Raw genomic sequence first — 23009 nt, forward strand, 5'->3', positions numbered from 1 at the left:
ACTCTACCGGTCACGCCGCCACCAGGAGCCTCCCAGGCTGTGTTCGGAGGGTGAGGCAGAATAGGGGAAACTCCGGTTTCACAGAAGGTGATCACGATGGCTCACGTCCCTGACCCCGTCCGCTTCCAGCGCCTCGAGGAACACGCCTGGCTCGCTGCGCCAGGGCCTGACTCTGGATTGAACGTCGGACTCGTCCTCGGTGAGAATCTCGCCGTGCTGATCGATCCGGGACCGGCCGACGGTGACCACGCGGGACTGCTGGCAGGCGTGCGCGAGCTCAGCTCGGCCGAGATCGTCGTCGTCAACACCCATGGCCACCCAGATCACATCGGCGCCAACGAGTTCCTGCGCGCCCAGGGTGTGCGGAAGATCTGGGCCCATGAACACGCAGGGGTCGAAACAGCCACTGATCTGGTCTCCAGCACGCCGGTCACGCTGCAGCTGGGCGGGGGAGTCGACATCGTCGTCTCTCACCTTGGCCGCGGGCACACCGCCGGCGATCTGGTGGCGGGCGTCCGCTCGGGGGAGGCCCCCGGGATCATGTTCTGCGGGGATCTGGTCCGCGAAGGCCATGACCCCGAGTTCTACGATTCCTACCCCGAGGAATGGGTCCGCACGCTGGGCCGGCTCTGGTCCATGGCCGGGAACCACAGCAGGTTCATCCCCGGCCACGGGCGTGAGGTCGACGCTGATTTCCTGGCATCCATGCGCCGGCGCATGCAGCAGGGCTGCAACGTCTCCTCGCAGGCGATCAGGGATGCGGTCAATGATGCGACCAAGGCCATCCCGATCGTGCCCTACGGCCCCGGGGAGTCCCGCGAGCTGATCACCCGGCTGCGCGGACGGTGATCCGCCAGCGGGGCAGACTCGCGCGGGGGAGCCAGCTGGGGAATCAGACCTGGTAGAGCTCGTTGAACTGCGGCGGAATCGGGTAGTGCACCGTCTCGCCCTTCGGCGAGGGGACCGGGGCGCCGCGCTGGCGCCGGCCGGTCTCGGCGCCGAAGAGGTTGATCCCGGCAGCGGCCATCAGGAAGCCCGGGCCCAGGGAGACGAGCAGCCCCGCGAACCAGTGCCACAGGCTGGGCTCCTCACCCGCCAGCGCGATGCCGCTCCAGCCTCCTGAGAGGAGGAAGGACAGCATCGCCACCACGGTGATGCTCACGCCGAGGAACCAGGCGAGACCTGCCAGCGGCGCGGTCTCCGGCTCGTAGTCCGCCACCACCGTGTTCCACTCCGGGCCCGTGCGCATGATCAGCCAGCCGCCGACCATGGCCCAGATCGCGACCACCAGATAGGCGGCGATCACGTCGGCCGGGCGGTGCCAGGTCTCGGTGAAGGTGTAGGCGCCGATGAGCCCTGCATAGAACGCCGCAAGGACGGAGATGAAGGGCCGTCGGCGCGGAGAGCTGACCAGGAAGACCGCCACGGCCATGGACGCGGCGAGGGTGGTGTGGCCCGAGGGAAGCGAATTGCCGGTCCAGTAGGGCACGCCGTTGCCCAGATCCGGCCGGTCCAGCCACGCCTTGAGCACCTGGGTGGAGATGTTCGCTCCCAGCACCGCGCCCAGAGCGATCAGCGCAGCCAGGAATCGCTGTCGGGTGAGCACGATGACCAGGAAGAACACCGCCGGCAGCGCGATGATCACCGGACTCAGCCACCAGAGGTCGAAGCCGCGGGCCGAGAGGGAGTCCACCCGGTTCGCCGCGGCATCGAGCATCGCGTACTCCACCCACTGCCCGGAGTCCGAGCGGACGAAGTACTCGTAGACGGCGATGAAGACCGCGCAGCAGAGCAGGATCCCGACGATCCACAGGCCGGTGCGCCGGGCTGGGGGACGGAGTGCGCTGGCAGCTGACATGTCCCCCAGTATCGCAGGTCTGCCTCTGCCTAGACTGAATGACATGGAAGCCCATATCGCGGTGCAGGAGCAGGGCCCGGACGCCTGGCAGATTCCGGATCTCGAGGAGGTCCTCGACGGCGCGCGGGTCGTCTCGCTGCTTCTGCGGACCAGGTTCCGCGGCCAGACCGAGCGCCAGGCGCTGCTCATGGAGGGCCCGAAGGGCTGGGGGGAGTTCTCGCCGTTCCCGGAATACGGCGCCCAGGAGTCGTCCCACTGGCTCCGCGCCGGTCTGGAGGCCGGCTGGCGCGGGTGGGGGGCCCCGCTGCGCACCCACGTCCCGATCAACGCAACGATGCCCGCCGTCGCTCCGGACCAGGTGGAATCGGTGCTCCGCCGCTTCGGCGCGCTGGAGTCCATTCCCGCGGTGAAGATCAAGGTCGCCGAGCCGGGACAGACCCTCGCCGATGACCTGGCGCGCTTCCGCGAGGTGCGCCGCCTGGTCCCGGAGGCGGGGCTGCGCGCCGACGCCAACGGCGGCTGGAGCATCGCCGAGGCGGTGCCGGCGCTGGCGGCGCTCGCCGAGGCCGCCGAGGGCCGATTCGAATACGCCGAGCAGCCGGTGGCAGGGGTCGAGCCGCTCGCGGAGCTGCGCGAGGCCCTCGCCGCGGCGGGGGTCATCACCTCCGCCGGCGCCCCGCTGCGCATCGCCGCGGATGAAGCGGTGCGCAAGGCGGAAGATCCGCTGCGGGTGGCAAGACTCGGCGCGGCAGATCTGATCGTGGTCAAGGTGCCGCCGCTGGGCGGGGTGGACCGGGCGCTGCGCATCGTGGAGCAGTCCGGGCTGGACGCCGTCGTCTCCTCGGCGCTGGACACTTCGGTGGGGCTCGCGGCGGGCCTGGCGCTGGCCGCCCGGCTGCCGCATCTGCCCTACGCCTGCGGGCTGGGCACCGCCGCGCTGTTCACCGAGGATGTGCTCCGCTCCCCGCTGATTCCCGTGGGCGGGGCGCTGAGGGTGCCCGGCGCCGTCGTGCCCTCGGCGGATCTTCTGCAGCGGCATGAGGTGGGCGGGCCGCGTGCTGACTGGTGGTTCGACCGACTGCGCGCCGCCCATGCGGTGCTCGCCGCCGACCAGCAGGCACGGGAGCGGGCCAGCGCGGATGCGGGCTCCGGGGCGGGCCCGGATGCAGACCTGACGGCGGGCGCGGACCGGCGACCGGGCCGCAGCTTCTAGGATTGGAGCCATGACTTCACCTCGACGTCCGTTCCGCGAGTTCGATGATGCCTACGACGTCGAGTCCCTGCGACTGGCCCGCCGGGTGATCCGCGGGCTGACCATGAGCATGCGCCACATCGTCCTGGCGCCGGGGTCCCGCTCGGCACCGATGGCCTATGCGCTGCGCGAGGCGGAGGAGCTCGGCGCGATCACCGTGCATGTGCGCATCGATGAGCGCTCCGCGGCGTTCACCGCGCTGGGCATTGCGATGGCGACAAAGGCCCCCGCGGGCGTGGTCACCACCTCGGGCACAGCGGCAGGAAACCTGCTCCCAGCGATGATGGAAGCTGACCTCTCCGGCGTCCCGCTGGTGGCCATCACCGCCGATCGGCCCGAGGAGCTGCACGGCACCGGGGCGAACCAGACGGCCTGGCAGCAGGGGATGTTCGCCGGTCGGGTGCGTGATGAGATCCACCTGGAGCAGGGCGAGGCGCGGCTGGAGCCTGAATCCCGCGATGACATGCTCGCCGCCGAGACCCAGGTCGGACTGCTGCTCCGTGCGGCCACCGGCTCCTCCCCGGGGCCGGTGCACCTGAACATCGGCTTCCGCGATCCGCTCGTCCCTGCCCAGCGGGAGGGCACACACCAGTCGGGGGCGCAGCGCTGGGCCCGGACCCCCTTCGTCCGGCGCACCCCGGTGGTGGCCGATTCGGCCGAGCAGCTGCGCGCGCAGATCATCGGCGGAGAGATCCTGGATGCGCAGGATCCCGCCGAGGTCTCGGATGCGGAGGTGACCTCGGCTCGCCGGGGCGCGGGTCCAGGGTCGGGTGCTTCGAAGGGGACCTCCGGCACCGATCCTGCCGTGGATCTGGCCCAGCGGCGCACCGTCTTCGTCATGGGCGCCGATGCTCCCGCCGAGGCCCGCGAGCTGGCCCGCCGGCTGGGGCAGCCGCTGCTGGCCGAACCCACCAGCGATGCGCGCTGGAGCGACCTCGGAGCCGTCCAGGGATACCGGCTGATCCTGCAGGCCCCGGCCGGTTCCCCTGCGAGCGAGCTGGCTGGCAGCATCGAGCGGGTCGTGGTGGCCGGGCGGCCCACGCTCACCCGGCCGGTGCAGCAGCTGATCAGCCGGGACGACGTCGAGGCGGTGCAGTACGCGCCCGGAGGCGAGGCCTGGTTCGATCACCGGCTGGCGCGCCGTCGTCTTGACGATCTGACCGCCACGGCACTCTTCGCGGGACTGGCGCCGCAGGGCTGGCACGAGGCATGGACCGAGCGGGGGCTGGCGGCCCAGCGTCTGATCGATGCCGCGCTGACCGAGCAGGAGACCCTCGCCCAGGGGGAGATCTCCTCCGTGCGGGTGGCGCAGTTCGTGGCCGAGACGGTCAAGACTCCGCTGCTGCTGGGCTCCTCCTCGGTGATCCGCGATGTGGACCTGGCCGCCGTGCTCAATCGCAGCGTCCTGGGCGAGGAGGTCGCCGCGAAGCCCGGTCCAGGGGCGCAGGGTGGGCGCAGGGTCTACGCGATGCGTGGACTGGCGGGCATCGACGGGAACCTCTCAGCCGCCTCCGGGATCGCGCTGGCTCGGAACACCCGGGTCACCGCGCTGGTGGGGGACCTGACCTTCCTCCATGACGTGAATGCGCTCCTGGTCCCGGCCACCGAGCGGGAGCCCGATCTGGACATCGTGGTGGTCAACGACTCCGGCGGGGCGATCTTCGACCAGCTCGAACATGGTGCGGTGGGACGCCGGGAGGGGCAGGCCGAGACGGTGGAGCGCTTCTTCGGCACGCCGCAGACCGTGGACATCGAGGCGCTCGCCGACGCCTACGGACACGAGTATCACTTCGCCGATGATCTGGAGACGCTGGGGGAGGGACTCTCCGGACTCGAGGATCGGATCGGCATCCGGATCATCGAGGTGCGCACCGACCGCACAGTGCTCCGCGACTTCCACGCCCGCCTCCTCGCCGCTGCCGCAGACCTCTGACCCCGACCCGTGACCCCTGACCCTGCGTTTTACCAGGCCCTTCGAGGTTTACCAGCGAAACGGTCGGCCCGGTAGACCACGCAGGGCCCGGTAAAACGCTGGGGGAGGGGGAGGGGGAGGGGCAGGAGGAGGTTCAGGGCACAGGGACGCCGAGGGCGCCGAGCATGGGGCGCATCTTCGCCCAGGTCTCGGCCAGCTCCTCCTCGGGCACCGAACCGGCGACGATCCCGCAGCCCGCGTAGAGCCTGACCTGCGTGCCCTGCTCCTGAAGGATCCCGCCGCGCAGCGCGATGCCGAAGTCCGCGTTGCCCCGCGCGTCGATCCAGCCCACCGGTCCGGAGAACGCTCCGCGGTCCAGGCATTCCAGGGTGCTGATCAGCTCGCCCGCGGTGGCAGTCGGGGTGCCGCAGATCGCGGCGGTGGGATGGGCGCGCTCGGCGACGAGCAGGGCCGGGGTCTGGGCGGTCAGTCGTCCGGTGACGTCGGTGGAGAGGTGGAAGACATTTGGCAGCTCCAGGACGGCTGGCGGGTCCTGCGCGTGCAGCTCCTGCGCCACCGGGGCGAGCTGCTCCAGCAGGGACTGTGCTGCGAGCCGGTGCTCGTCGCGCTGCTTCGGGTCCTCCAGCAGCAGCGTGCGCGCACGCTCCAGCCCCGCCCGGCCGTCCACCGTGCCGGCGAGGACTCGCGCGGAGAGCTCCTGACCGCGGATCTTCACCAGCATCTCCGGGGTGGCGCCCAGCACGTCCCCGGCCAGATAGGTCCAGCAGTCGGCGTAGTCGGTGGCCAGGGCGGCCAGCAGGGGCCCGGTTGGCAGCGGCGCATCAGCGACGACGACGACGTCGCGCGCCAGCACCAGCTTCTCCAGCCGACGATGTTCGATCGCGTCCACGCCGGCGCGCACGGCGCGCAGATAGTGCTGCTCGGAATGGCTGCCCTGGATCAGTGAGGTGGCGGGTCGGGACGCGGCACCCTCATGGCGGTCCTTGTGTCGGGGCCGCCCGGCATCGGGCGCCCCGCCGCGGAGGCGCAGCTGCCCGTCGTGGAGCTGGAGTCCGTGTTTCGTTAGCAGGACATGCAGCCGCCTCAGCGCCGCCGGATCCAGCGAGTGGGGGTTCCTCTCGCCGGGATCCACTGTGCGGAGGCCCGGCCCGTCGTCGCCGGACTCCTGCTCGAAGTCCTCATCCCAGGCCGCGGTCCGAGTCACCGCCGTGATCCAGTGCTGGCCCTCGGCCGAGCCGAGGGTCAGCTCCGGCAGGATCAGGTGCGAGTCGGCCGCGGAGGCGGAGGAATAGGTGATCGACGTCAGTGCCACCGGGCCGGCGCCGGGCACGGCTTCCAGTTCGGGGGGCAGCCGTGCGGCGGCCGCCAGCGGCGCGAGGTGCTGCTCGTGCCACTGGGCCAGTTCGGCGAAGCGCTCGGCGCCGCGGGCCCGCACATGTGCGGCGGCGCCCAGGCCGATCAGGCCCTCACCGCGCAGCAGCCAGACAGCGCTGGGGTCCAGCGCGGGGAGCAGGTCCGCCAGTGAAACGTCTGATGGGAGATCCACCACCAGTGTGGTGGCGTCGAGGGTCCCGGGGAGCGCTGTCATGGCTGGACAAGTCTAGGACATGGCGGAGGCAGGGACCCGCGCATGTGGGAGAATGCCAAGGTGAATCGCCCCAGCACCGGAAACCGCGCAAGCCTCGCGAAGAAGCCCGAGGACGTCGCCTCGATGTTCGACGAGGTCGCTGACCGCTATGACATCACCAACGACGTGCTCTCGCTGGGTCAGACCAGGCGCTGGCGAAGGCAGCTCGTCGCGGCCCTCGCCGTCGCCGAAGGTGAACGGGTCCTCGACCTCGCCGCGGGCACGGGAAGCTCCACGGAGCCCTTCCACGAAGCCGGGGCCGAGGCGGTCGCCTGTGACTTCTCACTGGGAATGCTCCAGGTGGGCAAGCGCCGTCGTCCGGACATGACGTTCATCGCCGGAGACGCGATGAACCTTCCCTTCGCCGATGACAGCTTTGACGCCGTCACCATCTCCTTCGGCCTGCGCAACATCGTGGACCCGCAGGCTGCGCTGCGGGAGATGCTGCGCGTGACCGTCCCCGGCGGGCGGCTGGCCGTGATGGAGTTCTCCGATCCCACGAACAGGCTCTTCAGCACGGTCTACAACGAGTACCTGATGCGCGCGCTGCCTCCCACGGCGCGGGCGGTCTCCTCCAATCCGGAGGCCTACGTGTACCTCGCCGAGTCGATCCGGGCCTGGCCCGACCAGGACCACCTTGCGGCGGAGCTCTCCGCCGCCGGATGGTCCGAGGTCCGCTACCGCAACCTCACCGGCGGGATCGTTGCGATCCACCACGCCCTCAAGCCCCGCGCCCTGCCCGAATCCTGAACGTGGATAGGTTAGACACCGATGACTGAATCAGCAGCTGATCCGCTGACCACGAAGCTGCCCGCCGGTTTCGATGTGCTGGCCGAGGACCTGGCGCTCGCCACCGAGGTGGCGGAGGCCCTCACCCTGGTGGAGGAGGACCTCCTCGGTTCCCTGGCCAGCGCCGACGAGCTGGTCAACGCCTCGGCGCGCTACCTGGCCCAGGCCGGCGGCAAGCGCGTGCGGCCTCTGCTCACCGTGCTCACCTCGATGCTCGGCGACGGCGTGGATGAGCGCGTCCGTCGTGCCGCCGCGGTCATGGAGATGACCCATCTGGCCACGCTCTACCACGATGACGTCATGGACTCGGCGCCGGTGCGTCGCGGAGCCCCTGCCGCGCACCAGGTGTGGGGCAACTCGGTCGCGATCCTCACCGGGGACCTGATCCTGGCCCGAGCCTCCCGGCTGATGTCCGAGCTCGGCGTGGACGCCTCCAAGATCCAGGCGCAGACCTTTGAGCGTCTGGTCATGGGCCAGCTGCACGAGACGGTCGGTCCGCAGGAGTCAGAGGACGCCTACGCCCACTATCTGCGGGTGATCGGCGACAAGACCGGCTCCCTGGTGGCAGCGGCCGCCCGGCTCGGCGCCCACTTCGGCGGCTGCTCGGAGTCGACGACCGCGATGCTCGAAGAGTACGGCGAGGCAGTGGGCGTGGCCTTCCAGCTGGCCGACGATGTCATCGACATCACCGCAGATCCCGAAGCCTCCGGCAAGACCCCCGGCACCGACCTGCGTGAGGGCGTGTCCACGCTTCCGGTGCTGCTGCTGCGTCAGCACGCGCGGACCGCGACCGCGGGACAGGATCGGGATGAGGCCGTGCAGGCGCTCGAGCTCGTCGACGGCGATCTCAGTTCAGACGAGGCGCTGGCGCGTGCCGTGGCCGCCGTCGTCGCTCATCCGGTCACCGAGCAGTCCTGGGAGGTGGCGCACAGCTGGGCCGAGAAGGCCAAGCAGTCCATCGCGGGGCTGCCGGAGAGCACGGTGAAGTCGGCGCTGCTGTCCTTCGCCGATGCCGTGGTCGAGCGCGACGGCTGAACCCGGCCGCTGGACCCGGGCGCTGACACGGGCGGGTCAGCTTGGCGGGTCAGGTCTTGGCTGCCAGGATCTGTTCCAGCGCCGCCCGGAGCTCCCGGGCCTTCTCGGCGCGCACTGACACCGGCACCGGGTGACGGATCTGCCGGTAGAGCATGTCATCGGCGTAGCGGGGGAACACATGCAGGTGGTAGTGCCACACATGCTGGTTCCCCGCAGGCTCATTGTGCTGCCGCACCGAGGTCCCCTCCGGATTCCAGGCCAGCTTCATCGCCTTGGAGACATCGCGGGACATGATGGAGATCTTGGAGAGCAGGTCATCGTCGAGGTCATAGAGCGCCTCGCGGTGCTGCACGGGAGTGATCATCGCGTGGCCCTCATACGGTCCGAAGCCGTCACAGGCCATGAAGACCAGCACATCGGCGTCCTGGTGGACCAGATCCGTCAGCTCACACCGATTCGACCGCTGGTCCACGTCTCCGCGGGCCAGACCGCAGAACGGGCACGAGTAGCCCTCGGGAGCGTGCGAGCTCCACAGCCGCGCGAGATCAGCGCTGCTCATCCGGGCTCCTCCTCGAAGGAGAACTCCAGCAGGTCGAAGATGAACTCGCTGACGGTGGCGCCCTCGTCATTCCACATTCCCGAGTTGCTGCTGCGGCGGACGATCAGCGGGTCCGGGACATCAAGAGTGTCCACATCCACGCCCCAGACCCAGCGCTCCTCCTCGTCCTCGAGGAACAGCAGGTGGCCGTCCTCCACGGTCAGCTCGTCCGGATCGAAGAAGAAGTGGTAGGCCTCCATGATCTCCTCGCAGCGGCCCAGCGCCAGATAGAACTCCTCAAGCACCTGAGGCAGGCGCGGGCGGGCCTTCAGCTCGGCGGGCAGCTCGGAATCAGCGATGAGCTGGCGCAGCTCCTCGGGGGTGAAACCCTCCTCAGGGGTCCACTTCTCATCGAGGTATTCGGGCACCAGGGCGCGGAACTTGTCCAGGAACATATCGGCCATGGCCTCAGTCTAGAAGACCGGGAACATCCCCACGGGCCGCGTGCGTTCACTCCAATACGGCATACTGTGCTGAGTTAATCGATCAGAAGGAACCTACCCGTGTCCCAGAATTCCTCGCAGCGGCCGGCAGACCGAGCCATCCGAGTCGCCGTCGTCGGAGCCGGCCCCGCAGGTGTCTATGCCTCTGACATCCTGGCCAAGGCGCAGAAGAAGAGCGACTTCGAGTTCAGCATCGATCTCTATGACCGGTATCCCGCCCCCTTCGGGCTGATCCGCTACGGAGTCGCGCCGGACCATCCGCGGATCAAGGGCATCGTGAAGGCCCTGCACAAGGTCCTCGATCGTGGCGACATCCGACTCATCGGCAATGTGAACATCGGCGAGGATCTCAGCATCGAGGACCTCCGCCGGCACTACGACGCCGTGATCTTCGCCACCGGCGCCATCAAGGACGCCGAGCTGAACATTCCCGGCATCGAGCTCGAGGGAAGCTTCGGCGCCGCAGACTTCGTCTCCTGGTACGACGGGCACCCCGATTATCCCCGCGACTGGCCGCTGACCGCCGAGCAGGTGGCGGTCATCGGCAACGGCAACGTCGCCCTGGACGTGGCCCGGGTGCTCTCCAAGCACCCCGAGGACATGCTCACCACCGAGATCCCCGAGAACGTCTACGCGGGGCTGAAGACCTCCCCGGTCACCGATGTGCACATCTTCGGTCGGCGCGGCCCCGCGCAGGTGAAGTTCACCCCCCTCGAGCTGCGCGAGCTCTCGCACAGCAAGGACGTGGACATCGTCCTCTACGAGGAGGACTTCGACTTCGATGAGGGCTCCGACGAGGCGATCAAGACCAACAACCAGGTCAAGACCATGGTCAACACCCTGGGCAACTGGCTTCTCGAGCAGGAGGAGCGGGAGGCGGAGGCCTCGCGCAAGCTGCATCTGCACTTCCTGCAGCAGCCGGTCGAGATCCTCGAGGGCACCGATGCGAACGGTCAGGGCACCGGGGCCGTGGCGGGCGTGCGCTTCGAGCGCATGGAGCTCGACGGCACCGGCAATGTCCGCGGCACCGGAGAGTTTCAGGACTATGCGGTCCAGGCCGTCTACCGCGCTGTGGGCTACCTCGGTTCGGAGATCGCCGGGCTGCCCTTCGACGAGAAGCGCGGAGTGCTGGTCAATGAGGCCGGCCGGGTCCTCGACGACGCAGGTCACCACGTCCCCGGCATCTACGCCACCGGATGGATCAAGCGCGGCCCCGTGGGACTGATCGGGCACACCAAGGGCGACGCGCTGGAGACCATCGGATGCCTTCTGGAGGACCTCCACCACCTGCCGGTGGCCGAGGCCCCGGCCGAGGATGCCGTGATCGAGCTGCTCGAGTCCCGCGGCGTGGAATACACCACCTGGGAGGGCTGGCAGAAGCTCGACGCCCACGAGATCTCACTGGGGGAGTTCTACGGACCGCTGCCCGACGGCGGCGCCCGTGAGCGGGTCAAGGTCGTCGAGCGCGAGGACATGATCCGCATATCGCGCGAGAGCTGAGCCACGGCTCAGCTCCACGCCGGTGGCGGCGTGGCGCGCCGGCGGCTGTATGGCGCGGCTGGCGCGCCGGCGGCTGAGCGGCACACCCGCAGCGCATGAAGATGCCCCCTCGCCATCCGGCCAGGGGGCATCTTCATGCCTGGTGAATCAGCTCTGGCTGTAGCCGGCCATCGACTCCAGCCGGGCGATCCGCTCCGGCATCGGCGGGTGGGTGCTGAAGAGCTTCTTGGCCCTGGCGCCGAAGGGGTTGGCGATCATCATGTGGGCGTGCGCGTCGTGCTTGGGGTCCTCCCGGAGCGGGTAGCGGGAGATGCCTCGCTCCAGCTTGTCCAGCGCCGAGGCCAGGGCCAGCGGGTCTCCGGTCAGGGCCGCGCCGTCGGCGTCTGCGTCGTACTCGCGGGTCCGGCTCACCGCCATCTGGATCAGGCTGGCCGCGATCGGCATCAGGAACACCGCGAGGATCGCTCCCACCAGGGCCAGGGGATTGCCGCCCTGGTTGTTGCCGCGTCCGCCGCCGAAGAGCAGGAAGAACTGGCTGATGGTGGTGAGGAAGCCGGCCACGGCCGCGGCCACCGAGGAGATCAGGATGTCTCGGTTGTAGACATGCATCAGCTCGTGACCGGTGACTCCGCGCAGCTCCCGCTCGTCGAGCAGGTTCAGGATGCCCTCGGTGAAGCAGACCACGCCATTGGCAGGATCACGCCCGGTGGCGAAGGCGTTCGGGGTGGGGGCCGGCGCGATGAAGATCCGCGGGGCGGGCTGCTGAGCGCGCTGCGCCAGCTCCTCGACCATCGCATAGAGCTGCGGGGCCTGCTCCCGGGTCACCGGATAGGCCTTCATGGCGCGCAGTGCGATCTTGTCCGAGTTCCAGTAGGAGTAGGCGACCGAGACCAGGCCGATCAGCCCGAAGACGAAGATCAGCGCAGGGGTCTGGGTGGCGTAGGCGATCACTGCGCCGACCAGCAGCAGCATCGCGAAGAGGAACGCGAGCAGACCTGCTGTGCGCAGCCGTCCGTGGTGCTGGTGCATTGACTCTCCTTGGAGGGTTCAGGGTGGGGGAAGTGGTCCGCTGTGACCAAGGACATCCTACTCGCGCCGCCTGCGGGCGGATCGTTCACCTGCAGTTCACCTTCCCGTGTGATTCTCGTTCTGCAAGCGGTGCACAGTGTTCTACGGCCCTTCATCCGGCAGTGATATCCACTGAAGACCCCAGGCTCGTGTTCCAAGAGGAGATTGCATGTCCGCACCGTCGATCGAGGCTCCACAGCGGGTCGCTGGCAGCGTAGACGAAGCGTCGGCCAAGCGGCCCTTCAGCCCCTTCGAACGGTTCGGCCTCTCCGGTCGCCTGCTCGACATCGCCAACTGGCTCTCCGTGGCGGTCGCCGTCTACGTGCTGATCACTGCGGTCAACGTCATCGGCACTGGCTTCAGCCTGGCCACCGGGGACCAGGCCGAGACGCTCTTCGGCTTCGCCACCAACCCCGTCGTCGGTCTGATGATCGGCATCGTGGCCACGGCCCTGACCCAGTCCTCCTCCACCACCACCTCGGTGACCGTGGGCCTGGTCGCCGGCGGGCTCCCCCTCGGCGTGGCCATCCCGATCATCCTGGGCGCGAACATCGGCACCACCCTGACCAATACCCTGGTCAGCCTGGGCATGGTGCGCGAGAAGGAGTCCTTCCGCCGCGGCTTCGCCGCCGCCACGGTCCACGACTTCTTCAACCTCATCGCTGTGACCATCTTCCTGCCGCTGGAGATCATGTTCAGCCTGCTCGAGCGGATCTCCACCTCCATCGCAGGGATGGCCACCGGCTCCGACGGCGGACCGGTCGCGGCAGTGCTCGGCGGCATCGGTTCGGTGGTCAAGGGCAGCACCAAGCCGCTGGCTCACCTCATCGAGGATTCCCTGAGCTTCATCCCCGGCACGCTGCAGGGGATCGTGATGATCATCGTCGCCGTCGGCCTGATCCTGCTGGTCATCAACTTCATCGGACGGCTGCTGAAGGTGCTGCTGGTGGGCAAGGCGCGCAAGGTGCTCCACGCCGCCATCGGCCGCGGCCCGATCGCTGGCATCGGCTCCGGCGCCGCTGTGACGGTCATGGTGCAGTCCTCCTCGACCTCCACGGCGCTGATCGTGCCGCTGGCCGGCTCAGGCGCCTTCACGCTGAAGCAGATCTACCCCTTCACGCTGGGTACCAACATCGGCACCACGGTCACGGCGCTCATCGCGGCCTTCGCCTTCGACGGCGCGGCGGGACAGATCGCGCTGACCGCGGCGCTCGCGCACCTGCTCTTCAACGTGCTGGCCACCCTGGTGATCTTCTGCACCCCATGGCTGCGCGATCTGCCTCCGCGCGGAGCGACCTGGCTGGCCGATCTGGCCGCAGAGAACAAGGTCTACGCCTTCGGATGGGTGCTCGGCGTCTTCATCGTGATCCCGCTGGCCCTGATCGGCCTCAGCACCCTCTTCTGATCCCCCGGCCCCTGCCGATCAACCCCGCTGGTTGAGTTCTCCCGTGCATACGTATCCACGGGAGAGTTCAACCAGCGGGGTTTTCTGCTGGAGGGAGTCCAGCTACGGTGACGGAGGACGTTGATCCCGCAGGTCGGCGTCGTCAAGCCGTTCTGGAGGAGACGCATGTTCATCGTTGGACTGCTGAGCACGACCATGGCCGTCAACCCGACGCTGCCCAACGCGTGGGAGACGCTCGGTCGCGGCTTCTTCGTGGTGGTGCCGCTGGTCATCCTCGCGCTCGTGCTCTGGGCTGTCGTGCTGGTGATGCGCACACCGACGCTGGACGTCACCGCGAAGGGCGTGCTGCTCCTCCTGGCGCTGCTGGCGCCCGTCATCGGACCGATCCTGGTGCTTCTGCTGTGTCGGCAGAGCCGGCGCGAGGGTCAGCACCGCGCACACAATTAACCCCGCTGGTTGAGTTCTCCGGTGGATACGTATGCACGGGAGAACTCAACCAGCGGGGTGGTCTGGCTTTCGGAGCGCTGTCAGCGCATATTGACGAACTGGAGGTCGGCGTCCTCGAAGCCCTTGAGCATGGCGACGACCTCCTGAAGGTCATCGCGTGACTTCGACGTCACACGCAGCTCGTCGCCCTGGATCGTGGCCTTGACCGACTTGGGGCCTTCGTCGCGGATCTGCTTGGTGATCTTCTTCGCCGTCGCCTGGTCGATGCCTTCTTTGATGGTTCCCTCGATCCGGAACTCCTTGCCCGAGGCATAGGGCTCGCCGGAATCGAAGGACTTCAGCGAGATCCCCCGCTTGACCAGCTTGGATCCGAAGACGTCCTCCACGGCCTTGGCGCGCTCCTCGGAGTTGGCCTTGATGAGCAGCTTCTCCCCGGAGTAGTCGATCTCCGCGCCGGTGCCTTTGAAGTCGTAGCGCTGAGCGATCTCCTTCTGCGCCTGATTCAGGGCGTTGGCGACCTCCTGCTTGTCCACCTTTGAGACGACGTCGAATGTTGAGTCCTTGGCCATGGATGCCTCCTGATCGGTGTGGATATCTGCCAGAGAGTCTAGTAGCCCTGGACAGGCGCCGTTCCTGGCCCGCTATGCTGAGTTGAAGATATGAACAAATACGCGAGAGGCAGCCATGTCCGACAGCTCGATACCGGTCTCCCATGCAGGCTCCCTGCCGCGCACCGAGGAGCTCATCGTTGCCAATGCGGCCCGGGAGCTGGAGTCGGACGGCTTCACCCTGCGCCGGACCGCTGAGTTCGAGGAGCTGCTCACCCAGGCGGTGGTGGACCTGGTTGCGCGGCAGCAGCAGCACGGCGTCACGATCCCTGGCGATGGGGAATATGGGCACGCGATGACCTCCGCGGTGGACTACGGGGCCTGGTGGTCCTATGTCTTCCAGCGGGTGGGCGGACTCGAGCTCACCGGCGAGGACCTCTTCAGCTGGCCCCACGTGGAGTCCCGTCCCGGCCACGTCCAGCTCACCAACATGCTCCATCGGCGCGACTGGGTGCGATTCAAGGAGGCCTATTCAGACCCGCGCTCCGGGATCGCCACTGGCAAGACCGCTACCGCGTTTCCCTCCACCACGGGTGAACTGAGCTGGCGGGGCCAGGCGGCGGTGGACTCTGACATCGCCAATCTGCGTGCCGGTCTGGACGCGGCGGGGATGAAGACGGGCTTCCTGACCTCGCTCTCGCCCGGCTCGGGTGCGCGCATCCCGAACCGACACTATGCCAGCGAGGAGGAGCACATCTGGGCCTGGGCGGCGGTGATGCGCCACGAGTATCAGACCATCACCGACGCGGGGCTGATCGTGCAGATCGATGATCCCTCGGTGGCCGAGAACTGGGACCAGATCTCGCCGGAACCCACCGTGGAGGACTACCGTGCGTTCACCCAGATCCGCATCGACGCGCTGAACTGGGCGCTGCAGGGCATCCCGGAGGAGCAGGTGCGGTTCCACCTCTGCTGGGGCTCCTGGCACGGCCCCCACACCACCGACATCGAGTTCCGGCACATCGTCGACCTCATGCTCGGGGTCAACGCGAAGTACTACTCCTTCGAGGCGGCGAACGTGCGCCACGAGCACGAATACCGCATCTGGGAGGAGGTCGCCCTTCCCGAGGGCAAGGTCATCGCACCCGGCGTGGTGTCCCATGCCACCAACGTGGTGGAGCATCCCGAGCTGGTCGCTCAGCGCATCGAGCGCTTCGCCCGTCTGGTCGGGCCGGAGAACGTGATCGCCTCCACCGACTGCGGCCTGGGCGGTCGGCTGCATCCGCAGATCGCCCACGCGAAGCTCGAGACCCTGGGGCAGGGCGCGGCACTCGCGAGCCGGCGACTCTTCTGAGCGGTCGGGCGGCTGAGCTCAGACGAAGGTGGAGTTCAGTCCTTCCTCGGTGGCGTGCAGCACCAGCTGGGCCAGCGCGCTGAGCAGCTCCTGGTCCTCGGGCAGCTGGGCGATGGAGATGCGCAGCAGTCCGGTGGGCTGCTCGGAGAGATGAGAGCTGCTCCCCACATCGGTGATCACGCCCTGTGCGCTCAAGGTCAGCGCCGCGGCGCGCTCATCTGGGACCTCGATCCAGACCGCCCAGCTGGCCGGGCCCGCATGAGCCTGCAGACCGGCAAGAGCGAAGGCCTCCAGCGCCATCCTGCGCCGAGTCGCGTAGCGCGTCCTGGCGCTGGTGATCCGACGGCCGGCGCCCGGGTCGCGGAGCAGAAAGGCGAGTGTGTGCTGCAGGACCCTGCTGTTCGAGCTGACCCCGCCGGAACGTTCTGTGATCACCCGCGCGATCAGCTCCTGAGGCCCCGCGAGCACAGCGGTGCGCAGATCCATGCCGTAGGCGCGTTCGAAGCCGATGACCCGCAGAGTGCGCTCCGGCAGCCAGCCGTCCAGGGAGGCAGAGAAGGGGTTCACCTCGGAGAGCGGTCCCAGAGGGTCCTCCTCGATGACCACCGTCTTCGGCGAAGAGGCCAGGACCTGCTGCAGGTCTTCGCCGCGGGTGGTGCTGAGCACGTGCCGCGGGGAGAACGCGCCGCCGGGACTGTGCACGAAGGCTGTGGCGCCGGCGTCGAGCGCCTCCTGCAGCGCTGCAGGAACCGGGCCGTGCTCGTCCACGGGGACCGGGACCATGCGCAGGCCCAGGCTCCTGGGCACGGAGAGGTATCCGGGCGGGGCCGGCTCCTCCACGGCGATGAGGTCCCCTGGGCTGGTGACCGCCTTCGTGGCGAGCCAGAGACCCTCGGTGGTCGAGGAGATCGCGGCGAAGCTGCGCGGCCGTGCACCCTCGGCGGTGCTGCCGAGCTTCTTCTCCACCGCGCGCTGCAGCTCCGGGAGGATGTGTTCCCGACTCCAGCTGTGCAGCTGGGGCTGTTTCAGGCTGCGCAGCAGCCCCTCCTCCATCGAAGGGAGAAGCCGCAGATCGGGGCTGCAGTGCAGCAGATCCACACCCGACCAGCTGCGAAAGCTCGGGCCGCCCACATCACCGGGCTCCATGATCCGCGTCCCGCCGCGACGGCGGGTCTCCACCAGATTCGATTCGCGCAGCAGGCTCCACGCCTGCGCGATGGTCCCGACGCTGACGCCGAGCTCGGTGGCGAGATCCCGCACCGTGGGCAGTCGCATGCCGCCGGTGAGCGTGCCGGTGCTGATGAGCTCACGGACCTGCTCGGCGATGCCGGCGGGGCTGCGCTCGCTCAGCTGACGGGCGAGAGTTTCGGCCTCGATATCGGCCACGGTGCTCCTTGAGGTTTGATGCAGAGTTTGATGCAGAGTTTGACGCAGAGAGTCGGTGCAGAAGGTGGGCGTGCCGCGTCACGGGGGTCTGAACGGGACCATCGTGCGGGCACGAATGATGGCCTCCACGATACTCCTAGTCGGGAGGCCGGGATTCGAGAATTCCCTGCATCTTCGCTAAAGTGATGGGGTGCCGCCTACAGAGGGCATGCAAGATTGAGCACGGTGACCACTGGTCACGTCGTGTGGTTGCGCGGCAGATTACCCGAGCGGCCAAAGGGGGCTGACTGTAAATCAGCTGGCATCGCCTACGGGGGTTCGAATCCCTCATCTGCCACATACCGCTGAAGGGCGGGTCGGATCGCATCGATTCCGGCCCGCCCTTCAGCGTCTCAGCCCCCATGTGCCGCAGCGGCTCCGTGCTCTCCGGCTCCATGTTCCCCGGTGCGGCGCTCGAGCGGACTGCCGCGTCTGGACGGGCGTTCAGCTTCGCGCTTAAGCGCCTGGTGCTCGGCCCCCGTGGGGCCGACATCGCCCGCCCGCTCGCGTAAGGTGGCGAGACATGGCTACCACTGATCTGACCACAACTGACTTCCAGCAGACCCTTGAGGACAACGACATTCTGCTCGTTGACTTCTGGGCCGACTGGTGCGGCCCCTGCAAGCAGTTCGCGCCCGTCTACTCAGAGGTCTCCGAGAAGCACCCGGATGTGACCTTCGGGAAGGTGGACACCGAAGCCGAGCGCGAGCTCGCCGCGGCCGCGAACATCACCTCGATCCCCACTCTGATGGCCTTCCGCGAGAAGGTCCTGGTCTTCTCCCAGCCCGGGGCTCTGAACGCCGAACAGCTCAACGAGGTCATCACTGCGGTCAAGGACCTTGACATGGCAGAGGTCCACAAGCAGATCGCTGAGGACCAGGCCGAGCAGGAGGAGAAGCCCCAGGGCTGAGCCTGACCGAGCGCGCGCACGGACTCCACCCCGGCGGATCACCGACTGCGGTGATCCGCCGGAGTCAGTTTCGGGCCGTACCTCTGGTGGTGGAACCCAGAGAGCTTCAGCAGCCGGATGATCCGCTGCCGGTGCGGCGCATAGGGTGCCAGCAGCCTCAGCATCCCGCCGTCGTCGGTGCGCCGGCCGGTCAGCGCCGCGCCGACGAAGCTGCTCAGATGATAGTCCCCGACCGCGGGCAGATCCTGCGCTCCGTGTGATCGCTGCAGCGCCTCGGCCACCGTCCACTCGCCGATCCCCGGGATGGACCGCAGCCGCTGGCCCAGCTCCGCCACCGATTCCGTCTCCAGCCCGGTCTCTGCGCTCAGCTGATGGATCCTGGTGGCCCGTTCGGCCACCCGCTGGATGGTCTTCGACAGTGCCGGCTGCACCCAGAGCCGGTGCCATTCCCAGGAGGGAACGGCGCGCAGCTGCGCACCGGTCAGTGGCAGCCGCATCCACTCCGGCGCTGGAACCCTGGACGAGGACGGCGGCTCCTCACCATGACTGCGCAGCAGCTGCCGCCACCCGGTGCGCGCCTGGTCATGGGTCACCTTCTGCTCCAGCGTGGCGGTCACCAGCTGGTCGAACAGTGCACCGGTGGCCGGCAGGCGGACTCCGGGATGACGACGGCGCACCCGCGCCAGGGCCGCCGAGGTCTCGTCCCCGAGGGCGTCCAGCAGGAGCTCGAGGTCCTGCCAGCTGTCCTGAGAACCGAGCATCTGCTCCGCGCGGCGAACGAGGACCTGTGCCACAGCCTCCGCATCGGTCACAGCCGCCGCGTCCGTCACAGCCTCTGCATCCGCCGTGGCCCCTGAGTCCGTTACAGCCTCCATGCCGGTCGCCGCCACGCGCACCCGGACAGACGAGGGACCCAGCTGATCGAACCGCATGCTCGCCTGGCCCAGCTGCCGGCCGTCTGCGGCATAGACCCGCTGACACAGCCACGCTCCGGCTCCAGGGGTCCCGCCGGGGCCGCCTTCCATGGCGGCAGATCCTGGATCGAGCCGGATGCTGGGATCCCCGACGCCTCGCTGCAGCACACCCAGGGTCCGCGGCAGGTCGATCGGCTCTCCGAGGTCCAGAAGGGCCTCGGTCTCATGCGCTGCCGTGCTCATACGACCACTGTTCCACACCGGGAGTCCCGGATCAGCGAGGGGAGATTTCGCCAGAAGGCAGATTCTGCCCCAAGCCGGGCATGCATCGGTAGAGTTGGCCGCATGAATTATGCCCAGTCCGTCGTCGAGCTGATCGGCGGCACCCCGCTGGTGCGGCTGAATCGGGTCACCGAAGGCCTCTCCGCCACTGTCCTGGTCAAACTCGAGTACCTGAATCCGGGCGGTTCCATCAAAGACCGCATCGCGCTGAAGATGATCGAGGAGGCCGAGGCCGCCGGGTCGCTCAAGCCCGGGGGAGTCGTGGTGGAGCCGACCTCCGGGAACACCGGAGTCGGGCTGGCGCTGGTCGCCCAGCAGAAGGGATACCGGGCGGTCTTCGTCACGGTCCCCAAGGTGGCCCAGGAGAAGCGCGACGTGCTGCGCGCCTACGGGGCCGACGTCGTCGTGGGTCCCGCCGGCGTTCCCTCGGAGTCGGCGCTGTCCTACTACGGGATCTCCGATCAGCTGGCCGAGGAGATCGAAGGCGGCTACAAACCTGATCAGTTCTCCAATCCTGCCGCCCCGAACTCCCATTACGAGACCACGGGTCCGGAGATCTGGGCAGACACCGAGGGCCGAGTCACGCATCTGGTGGTCGGTGCCGGCACCGGAGGCACCGTCACCGGCACCGGACGGTACCTGAAGGAGGTCTCGGCCGATCGCGAGTCCGGTCCGGTCCGGGTGGTGGTCGCGGATCCCGACGGCTCCATCTACTCCGGGGGAGAGGGCCGCCCCTACTTCGTCGAGGGCGTGGGCGAGGACATCTGGGTCAAGAACTACGATCCCTCGGTCCCCGATGAGCACCACTCCATCACCGACGCCGAATCCTTCGCGATGGCGCGTCGGCTGGCCACTGAAGAGGGGCTGCTCGTGGGCGGCTCCTCGGGAACCGCCGTGGTCGCGGCTCTGCGCGTCGCTGAGGACCTGGGCCCCGAGGATGTCGTGGTCGCCGTGCTGCCCGATTCCGGACGCGGCTATCTGGGCAAGATCTTCAACGACCAGTGGATGATCGACCACGGCTTCGGCGAGGTCGTCTCCACCTCCTCCGGCGTCGAGATCACCGTGAAGTCCTCCCAGGAGCTCTCCGACGCGGTGGCCGAGGGCGTCATCGGTGGCGCAGCTCCCGACCCCCGGGCAGAGACCAGCAAGGACCACTCCCAGGCCTTCACCGCGGCAGACGTGCTCGAAGGCAAGCGGGAGCTGTTCTCCGCGGCGATGCCCGAAGTGGTGTCGATCTCGCGGGAGACCACCCTGCGGGAGGCCGTCTCGGTGATGAACCGCTACGGCATCGACATCGTCCCGGTGATCGACCAGCCCGGGCGGGTCGCTCGGATCGGCGAGGTCTACGGGGTGGTGGACGTGGCTCACCTCTCCGAGGATCTGATCATGGGTCACGCCACGCCCGAGGAGCTGGTCTCCGATCACCTGCAGACCGACCTGCCCCTGGTCGGCATCACCGAGACCGTCCCGCAGATCCTGAAGAAGCTCAGGAGCACTCCCACCCTGCTCGCCGCTGAGAACGGCGACATCGTCGGAGTGCTCACCCGCAATGACCTGCTGGCCCACCTCTCAGGTGCCCAGCAGAAGGAGGACCGATGACCGAGAACAGCTACGGATTCGCCACTGACGCCATCCACGCCGGACAGGAGCTCGACGAGGTCTACGGCGCGGTGGTCCCGCCTCTCCACTTCTCCACCACCTATGCCCCCGACGGCATCGGAAACCTGCGCCGGGGCTATGACTACGGTCGAGCAGGCAACCCCACGCGGACCTCGCTGCAGACCCAGCTCGCCGCGCTCGAGGGCGGCGAGCATGCGTTCAGCTTCGGCTCCGGCCTGGCCGCCGAGGACGCGACCATCCGCGCCGTGCTGCGCCCGGGCCAGCGCATCGTGATGGGAAACGACGCCTACGGCGGCTCCTACCGCCTGATCAGCCGGATCCACGGGGACTGGGGCATCGCCAACACCCCGCTGGACCTCTCCGACCTGGATCGCGTGGCCGCCGAGATGGCGGCCGAGGACGCGACGCTGCTCTGGGTGGAGACCCCCTCGAACCCACTGATGTCGATCACCGACATCGCCGCCCTGGCGAAGATCGCCCATGACAACAACGCCCTGCTGCTGGTGGACAACACCTTCGCCAGCCCGTACCTGCAGCAGCCGCTGCAGCTGGGCGCCGACATCGTGGTGCACTCCACCACCAAGTACATCGGAGGACACTCGGATGTCGTCGGCGGCGCCGTGATCACCTCCGATGATGAGCTGGCCACCAAGATCGGTTTCCAGCAGTTCGCCGTGGGCGCGATCTCGGGGCCGCTGGACGCGTACCTGACCACTCGCGGGCTGAAGACCCTCGCGGTACGCATGGACCGGCACTGCAGCAACGCCCAGGCCATCGCCGAGCACCTGGTGGACCACCCCGCCGTCGAACGTGTGCTCTATCCGGGGCTGCCCGATCATCCGGGCCACGAGCTCGCCAAGACCCAGATGCGCGGCTTCGGCGGCATGGTCTCGGTGCAGCTCGTCGGCGGAGAACAGGCGGCCCGCACGGTGGCCGAGGGCACCAGGCTCTTCGTGCTCGCCGAGTCCCTGGGCGGAATCGAGTCCCTGATGAACTATCCGCATGAGATGACCCACGCCTCGGTGCGGGGCACGGAGCTCGCCGTCCCGGAGAACCTCCTGCGCCTGTCCGTGGGCATCGAGGACGTCGCGGACCTCATCGCCGACCTCGACCGCGCCCTGGCGGGTCTGCCGGCCAGTGGCTGAGTCCTCACCCACCTGCCATGCGGCCGCGGCACAGCGACTGGGGCTGACCGGCACGGTCGACGCCGTCTGCGTGGTGGGCCAGCTCTTCACCGACGACGCCGGCTCCGTGGGCGTCTCCGCGATCGACAAGCGCCCGGTCACCGGCCCGGTCCAGGTGCGCACGCTGGGGCTCCACGGTGATGTCCAGGCCGATCGCAAGCACCACGGCGGGACAGACAAAGCCGTGTACGCCTATGCCGCGGAGGATGCGGCGTGGTGGGCCGAGCAGCTGGGCCGGGAGGTTCCGACGGGAAGCTTCGGTGAGAACCTCCGGCTCTCCGGAGTGGACCTCGACGGCGCGCAGCCGGGCGAGCGCTGGCGCATCGGTGAGCGTCTGGTGCTGGAGGTGACCGTCCCGCGGATCCCCTGCGCCACCTTCGGCAGGTGGCTGAACGAGGAGCGCTGGGTGAAGCGATTCATCCAGGCGGGCCGCCCCGGCACCTACTTCAAGGTCATCACCCCGGGGACGGTGCAGGCCGGAGACGCCGCCGAGGTGGTCTCGATCGCCGAGGCGCCCGGACCCAGCATCCGTGAGCTCGCCCTGATGCGGGGCCCCGCGCAGTCCCGGCCCGAGGGCTGAAGCAGGACGGGCAGACCTGCTCGGGCGCTCCGGAAGTGAGCTTCGTCTCCAAAGGCGACAGGCTCCCGAAACGTGGGCTAGACTGAACGGGCATTCTCCGGATAATCCCGTTTTCTCTTGCTGACTCCGAGCGTGCCCCGTACAGATGGGGCCGGAAGCTCGTTGAGGGTTGTGTGTATCCACGGGTCGACTCCGGAGCCGACAAAGCGGCCGAGTCCCCGTGACTGATCCAGTCCC

22 protein-coding genes and 1 tRNA gene are annotated in these 23009 nt (G+C 68.5%); 15 read left to right on the forward strand and 8 right to left on the reverse strand.

Annotated elements, in window-relative coordinates; genetic code table 11:
* Nucleotides 1-96: 96 nt before the first annotated feature.
* The gene (locus H4W27_RS00545; RefSeq protein ID WP_192594204.1) at nucleotides 97-849 is read left to right on the forward strand and encodes an MBL fold metallo-hydrolase; all 753 of its coding nucleotides are present in this window, start codon (nucleotides 97-99) and stop codon (nucleotides 847-849) included.
* Nucleotides 850-892: 43 nt separating this feature from the next.
* Here H4W27_RS00545 and H4W27_RS00550 read toward each other — a convergent pair whose 3' ends face one another.
* Complete coding sequence (locus tag H4W27_RS00550) at nucleotides 893-1858, reverse strand: phosphatase PAP2 family protein (RefSeq protein WP_192594205.1); 966 nt, start codon at nucleotides 1856-1858, stop codon at nucleotides 893-895.
* A gap of 43 nt (nucleotides 1859-1901) precedes the next feature.
* On the opposite strand from H4W27_RS00550, the gene H4W27_RS00555 reads away from it, so the two are divergent.
* The gene (locus H4W27_RS00555; RefSeq protein ID WP_192594206.1) at nucleotides 1902-3071 is read left to right on the forward strand and encodes an o-succinylbenzoate synthase; all 1170 of its coding nucleotides are present in this window, start codon (nucleotides 1902-1904) and stop codon (nucleotides 3069-3071) included.
* 10 nt (nucleotides 3072-3081) lie between these two features.
* Nucleotides 3082-5043 (forward strand): 2-succinyl-5-enolpyruvyl-6-hydroxy-3-cyclohexene-1-carboxylic-acid synthase, encoded by a 1962-nt coding sequence (gene menD / locus H4W27_RS00560; RefSeq protein WP_192594207.1) that lies wholly within the window; start codon nucleotides 3082-3084, stop codon nucleotides 5041-5043.
* A 133-nt stretch (nucleotides 5044-5176) separates the two neighbouring features.
* On the opposite strand, the gene H4W27_RS00565 is transcribed toward menD, so the two are convergent.
* On the reverse strand, nucleotides 5177-6631 hold the full coding sequence (locus tag H4W27_RS00565; RefSeq protein ID WP_192594208.1) for an isochorismate synthase: 1455 nt from the start codon (nucleotides 6629-6631) through the stop codon (nucleotides 5177-5179).
* A gap of 60 nt (nucleotides 6632-6691) precedes the next feature.
* On the opposite strand from H4W27_RS00565, the gene H4W27_RS00570 reads away from it, so the two are divergent.
* Nucleotides 6692-7420 carry a demethylmenaquinone methyltransferase gene (locus H4W27_RS00570; RefSeq protein WP_318782048.1) on the forward strand — a complete coding sequence of 243 codons (729 nt, stop codon included), beginning with the start codon at nucleotides 6692-6694 and terminating at the stop codon, nucleotides 7418-7420.
* A 21-nt stretch (nucleotides 7421-7441) separates the two neighbouring features.
* A complete protein-coding gene (locus tag H4W27_RS00575) occupies nucleotides 7442-8494 on the forward strand; it encodes a polyprenyl synthetase family protein (protein ID WP_192594210.1) in 1053 nt (350 codons plus the stop codon).
* A gap of 49 nt (nucleotides 8495-8543) precedes the next feature.
* Here H4W27_RS00575 and H4W27_RS00580 read toward each other — a convergent pair whose 3' ends face one another.
* Both H4W27_RS00580 and H4W27_RS00585 read right to left on the reverse strand, forming a co-directional pair.
* The gene (locus H4W27_RS00580) at nucleotides 8544-9053 is read right to left on the reverse strand and encodes an HIT family protein (RefSeq protein WP_192594211.1); all 510 of its coding nucleotides are present in this window, start codon (nucleotides 9051-9053) and stop codon (nucleotides 8544-8546) included.
* Entirely contained in the window at nucleotides 9050-9496 is a 447-nt protein-coding gene (locus H4W27_RS00585; RefSeq protein ID WP_192594212.1) for a hypothetical protein, read from the reverse strand. Before H4W27_RS00585 ends, H4W27_RS00580 begins: the two co-directional genes overlap by 4 nt.
* Nucleotides 9497-9595: 99 nt before the next feature.
* Between H4W27_RS00585 and H4W27_RS00590 the strand changes: the two genes are divergently transcribed.
* Nucleotides 9596-11035 (forward strand): FAD-dependent oxidoreductase, encoded by a 1440-nt coding sequence (locus H4W27_RS00590; protein WP_192594213.1) that lies wholly within the window; start codon nucleotides 9596-9598, stop codon nucleotides 11033-11035.
* 147 nt (nucleotides 11036-11182) lie between these two features.
* Here H4W27_RS00590 and H4W27_RS00595 read toward each other — a convergent pair whose 3' ends face one another.
* Entirely contained in the window at nucleotides 11183-12064 is an 882-nt protein-coding gene (locus H4W27_RS00595; RefSeq protein ID WP_192594214.1) for a M48 family metalloprotease, read from the reverse strand.
* Between the two features lie 208 nt (nucleotides 12065-12272).
* On the opposite strand from H4W27_RS00595, the gene H4W27_RS00600 reads away from it, so the two are divergent.
* Both H4W27_RS00600 and H4W27_RS00605 read left to right on the forward strand, forming a co-directional pair.
* Complete coding sequence (locus tag H4W27_RS00600) at nucleotides 12273-13508, forward strand: Na/Pi symporter (protein ID WP_192594215.1); 1236 nt, start codon at nucleotides 12273-12275, stop codon at nucleotides 13506-13508.
* A 165-nt stretch (nucleotides 13509-13673) separates the two neighbouring features.
* Nucleotides 13674-13955, forward strand: coding sequence for a hypothetical protein (locus H4W27_RS00605; RefSeq protein ID WP_192594216.1), 282 nt, complete (start codon nucleotides 13674-13676; stop codon nucleotides 13953-13955).
* An 80-nt stretch (nucleotides 13956-14035) separates the two neighbouring features.
* Here H4W27_RS00605 and H4W27_RS00610 read toward each other — a convergent pair whose 3' ends face one another.
* On the reverse strand, nucleotides 14036-14524 hold the full coding sequence (locus H4W27_RS00610) for a YajQ family cyclic di-GMP-binding protein (RefSeq protein ID WP_192594217.1): 489 nt from the start codon (nucleotides 14522-14524) through the stop codon (nucleotides 14036-14038).
* 115 nt (nucleotides 14525-14639) lie between these two features.
* Here H4W27_RS00610 and H4W27_RS00615 point away from each other — a divergent pair, with 115 nt between their 5' ends.
* Nucleotides 14640-15857 carry a cobalamin-independent methionine synthase II family protein gene (locus H4W27_RS00615; protein WP_192594218.1) on the forward strand — a complete coding sequence of 406 codons (1218 nt, stop codon included), beginning with the start codon at nucleotides 14640-14642 and terminating at the stop codon, nucleotides 15855-15857.
* A gap of 18 nt (nucleotides 15858-15875) precedes the next feature.
* On the opposite strand, the gene H4W27_RS00620 is transcribed toward H4W27_RS00615, so the two are convergent.
* Complete coding sequence (locus tag H4W27_RS00620) at nucleotides 15876-17243, reverse strand: aminotransferase class I/II-fold pyridoxal phosphate-dependent enzyme (protein WP_192594219.1); 1368 nt, start codon at nucleotides 17241-17243, stop codon at nucleotides 15876-15878.
* A 255-nt stretch (nucleotides 17244-17498) separates the two neighbouring features.
* On the opposite strand from H4W27_RS00620, the gene H4W27_RS00625 reads away from it, so the two are divergent.
* The 3 genes from H4W27_RS00625 (at nucleotide 17499) to trxA (ending at nucleotide 18192) form a co-directional block, all read left to right on the forward strand.
* A tRNA-Tyr gene (locus tag H4W27_RS00625) sits at nucleotides 17499-17580 on the forward strand.
* Nucleotides 17581-17644: 64 nt separating this feature from the next.
* A complete protein-coding gene (locus tag H4W27_RS00630) occupies nucleotides 17645-17794 on the forward strand; it encodes a hypothetical protein (protein WP_192594220.1) in 150 nt (49 codons plus the stop codon).
* A gap of 11 nt (nucleotides 17795-17805) precedes the next feature.
* The gene (trxA, locus tag H4W27_RS00635; protein WP_192594221.1) at nucleotides 17806-18192 is read left to right on the forward strand and encodes a thioredoxin; all 387 of its coding nucleotides are present in this window, start codon (nucleotides 17806-17808) and stop codon (nucleotides 18190-18192) included.
* Nucleotides 18193-18230: 38 nt separating this feature from the next.
* On the opposite strand, the gene H4W27_RS00640 is transcribed toward trxA, so the two are convergent.
* The gene (locus tag H4W27_RS00640; protein WP_192594222.1) at nucleotides 18231-19349 is read right to left on the reverse strand and encodes a DNA-3-methyladenine glycosylase family protein; all 1119 of its coding nucleotides are present in this window, start codon (nucleotides 19347-19349) and stop codon (nucleotides 18231-18233) included.
* A gap of 102 nt (nucleotides 19350-19451) precedes the next feature.
* On the opposite strand from H4W27_RS00640, the gene H4W27_RS00645 reads away from it, so the two are divergent.
* Genes H4W27_RS00645 through H4W27_RS00655 form a run of 3 tightly spaced genes read left to right on the forward strand, consistent with a single transcriptional unit; the run spans nucleotide 19452 to nucleotide 22772 of the window.
* Nucleotides 19452-20987, forward strand: coding sequence for a pyridoxal-phosphate dependent enzyme (locus H4W27_RS00645; protein ID WP_192594223.1), 1536 nt, complete (start codon nucleotides 19452-19454; stop codon nucleotides 20985-20987).
* A complete protein-coding gene (locus H4W27_RS00650) occupies nucleotides 20984-22153 on the forward strand; it encodes a cystathionine gamma-synthase (protein ID WP_192594224.1) in 1170 nt (389 codons plus the stop codon). Before H4W27_RS00645 ends, H4W27_RS00650 begins: the two co-directional genes overlap by 4 nt.
* Nucleotides 22146-22772 (forward strand): MOSC domain-containing protein, encoded by a 627-nt coding sequence (locus H4W27_RS00655; RefSeq protein WP_192594225.1) that lies wholly within the window; start codon nucleotides 22146-22148, stop codon nucleotides 22770-22772. The genes H4W27_RS00650 and H4W27_RS00655 overlap by 8 nt, the downstream gene beginning before the upstream one ends.
* Nucleotides 22773-23009: the final 237 nt, after the last annotated feature.

Source organism: Nesterenkonia lutea, from assembly GCF_014873955.1.
GTDB classification, from domain to species: domain Bacteria; phylum Actinomycetota; class Actinomycetes; order Actinomycetales; family Micrococcaceae; genus Nesterenkonia; species Nesterenkonia lutea.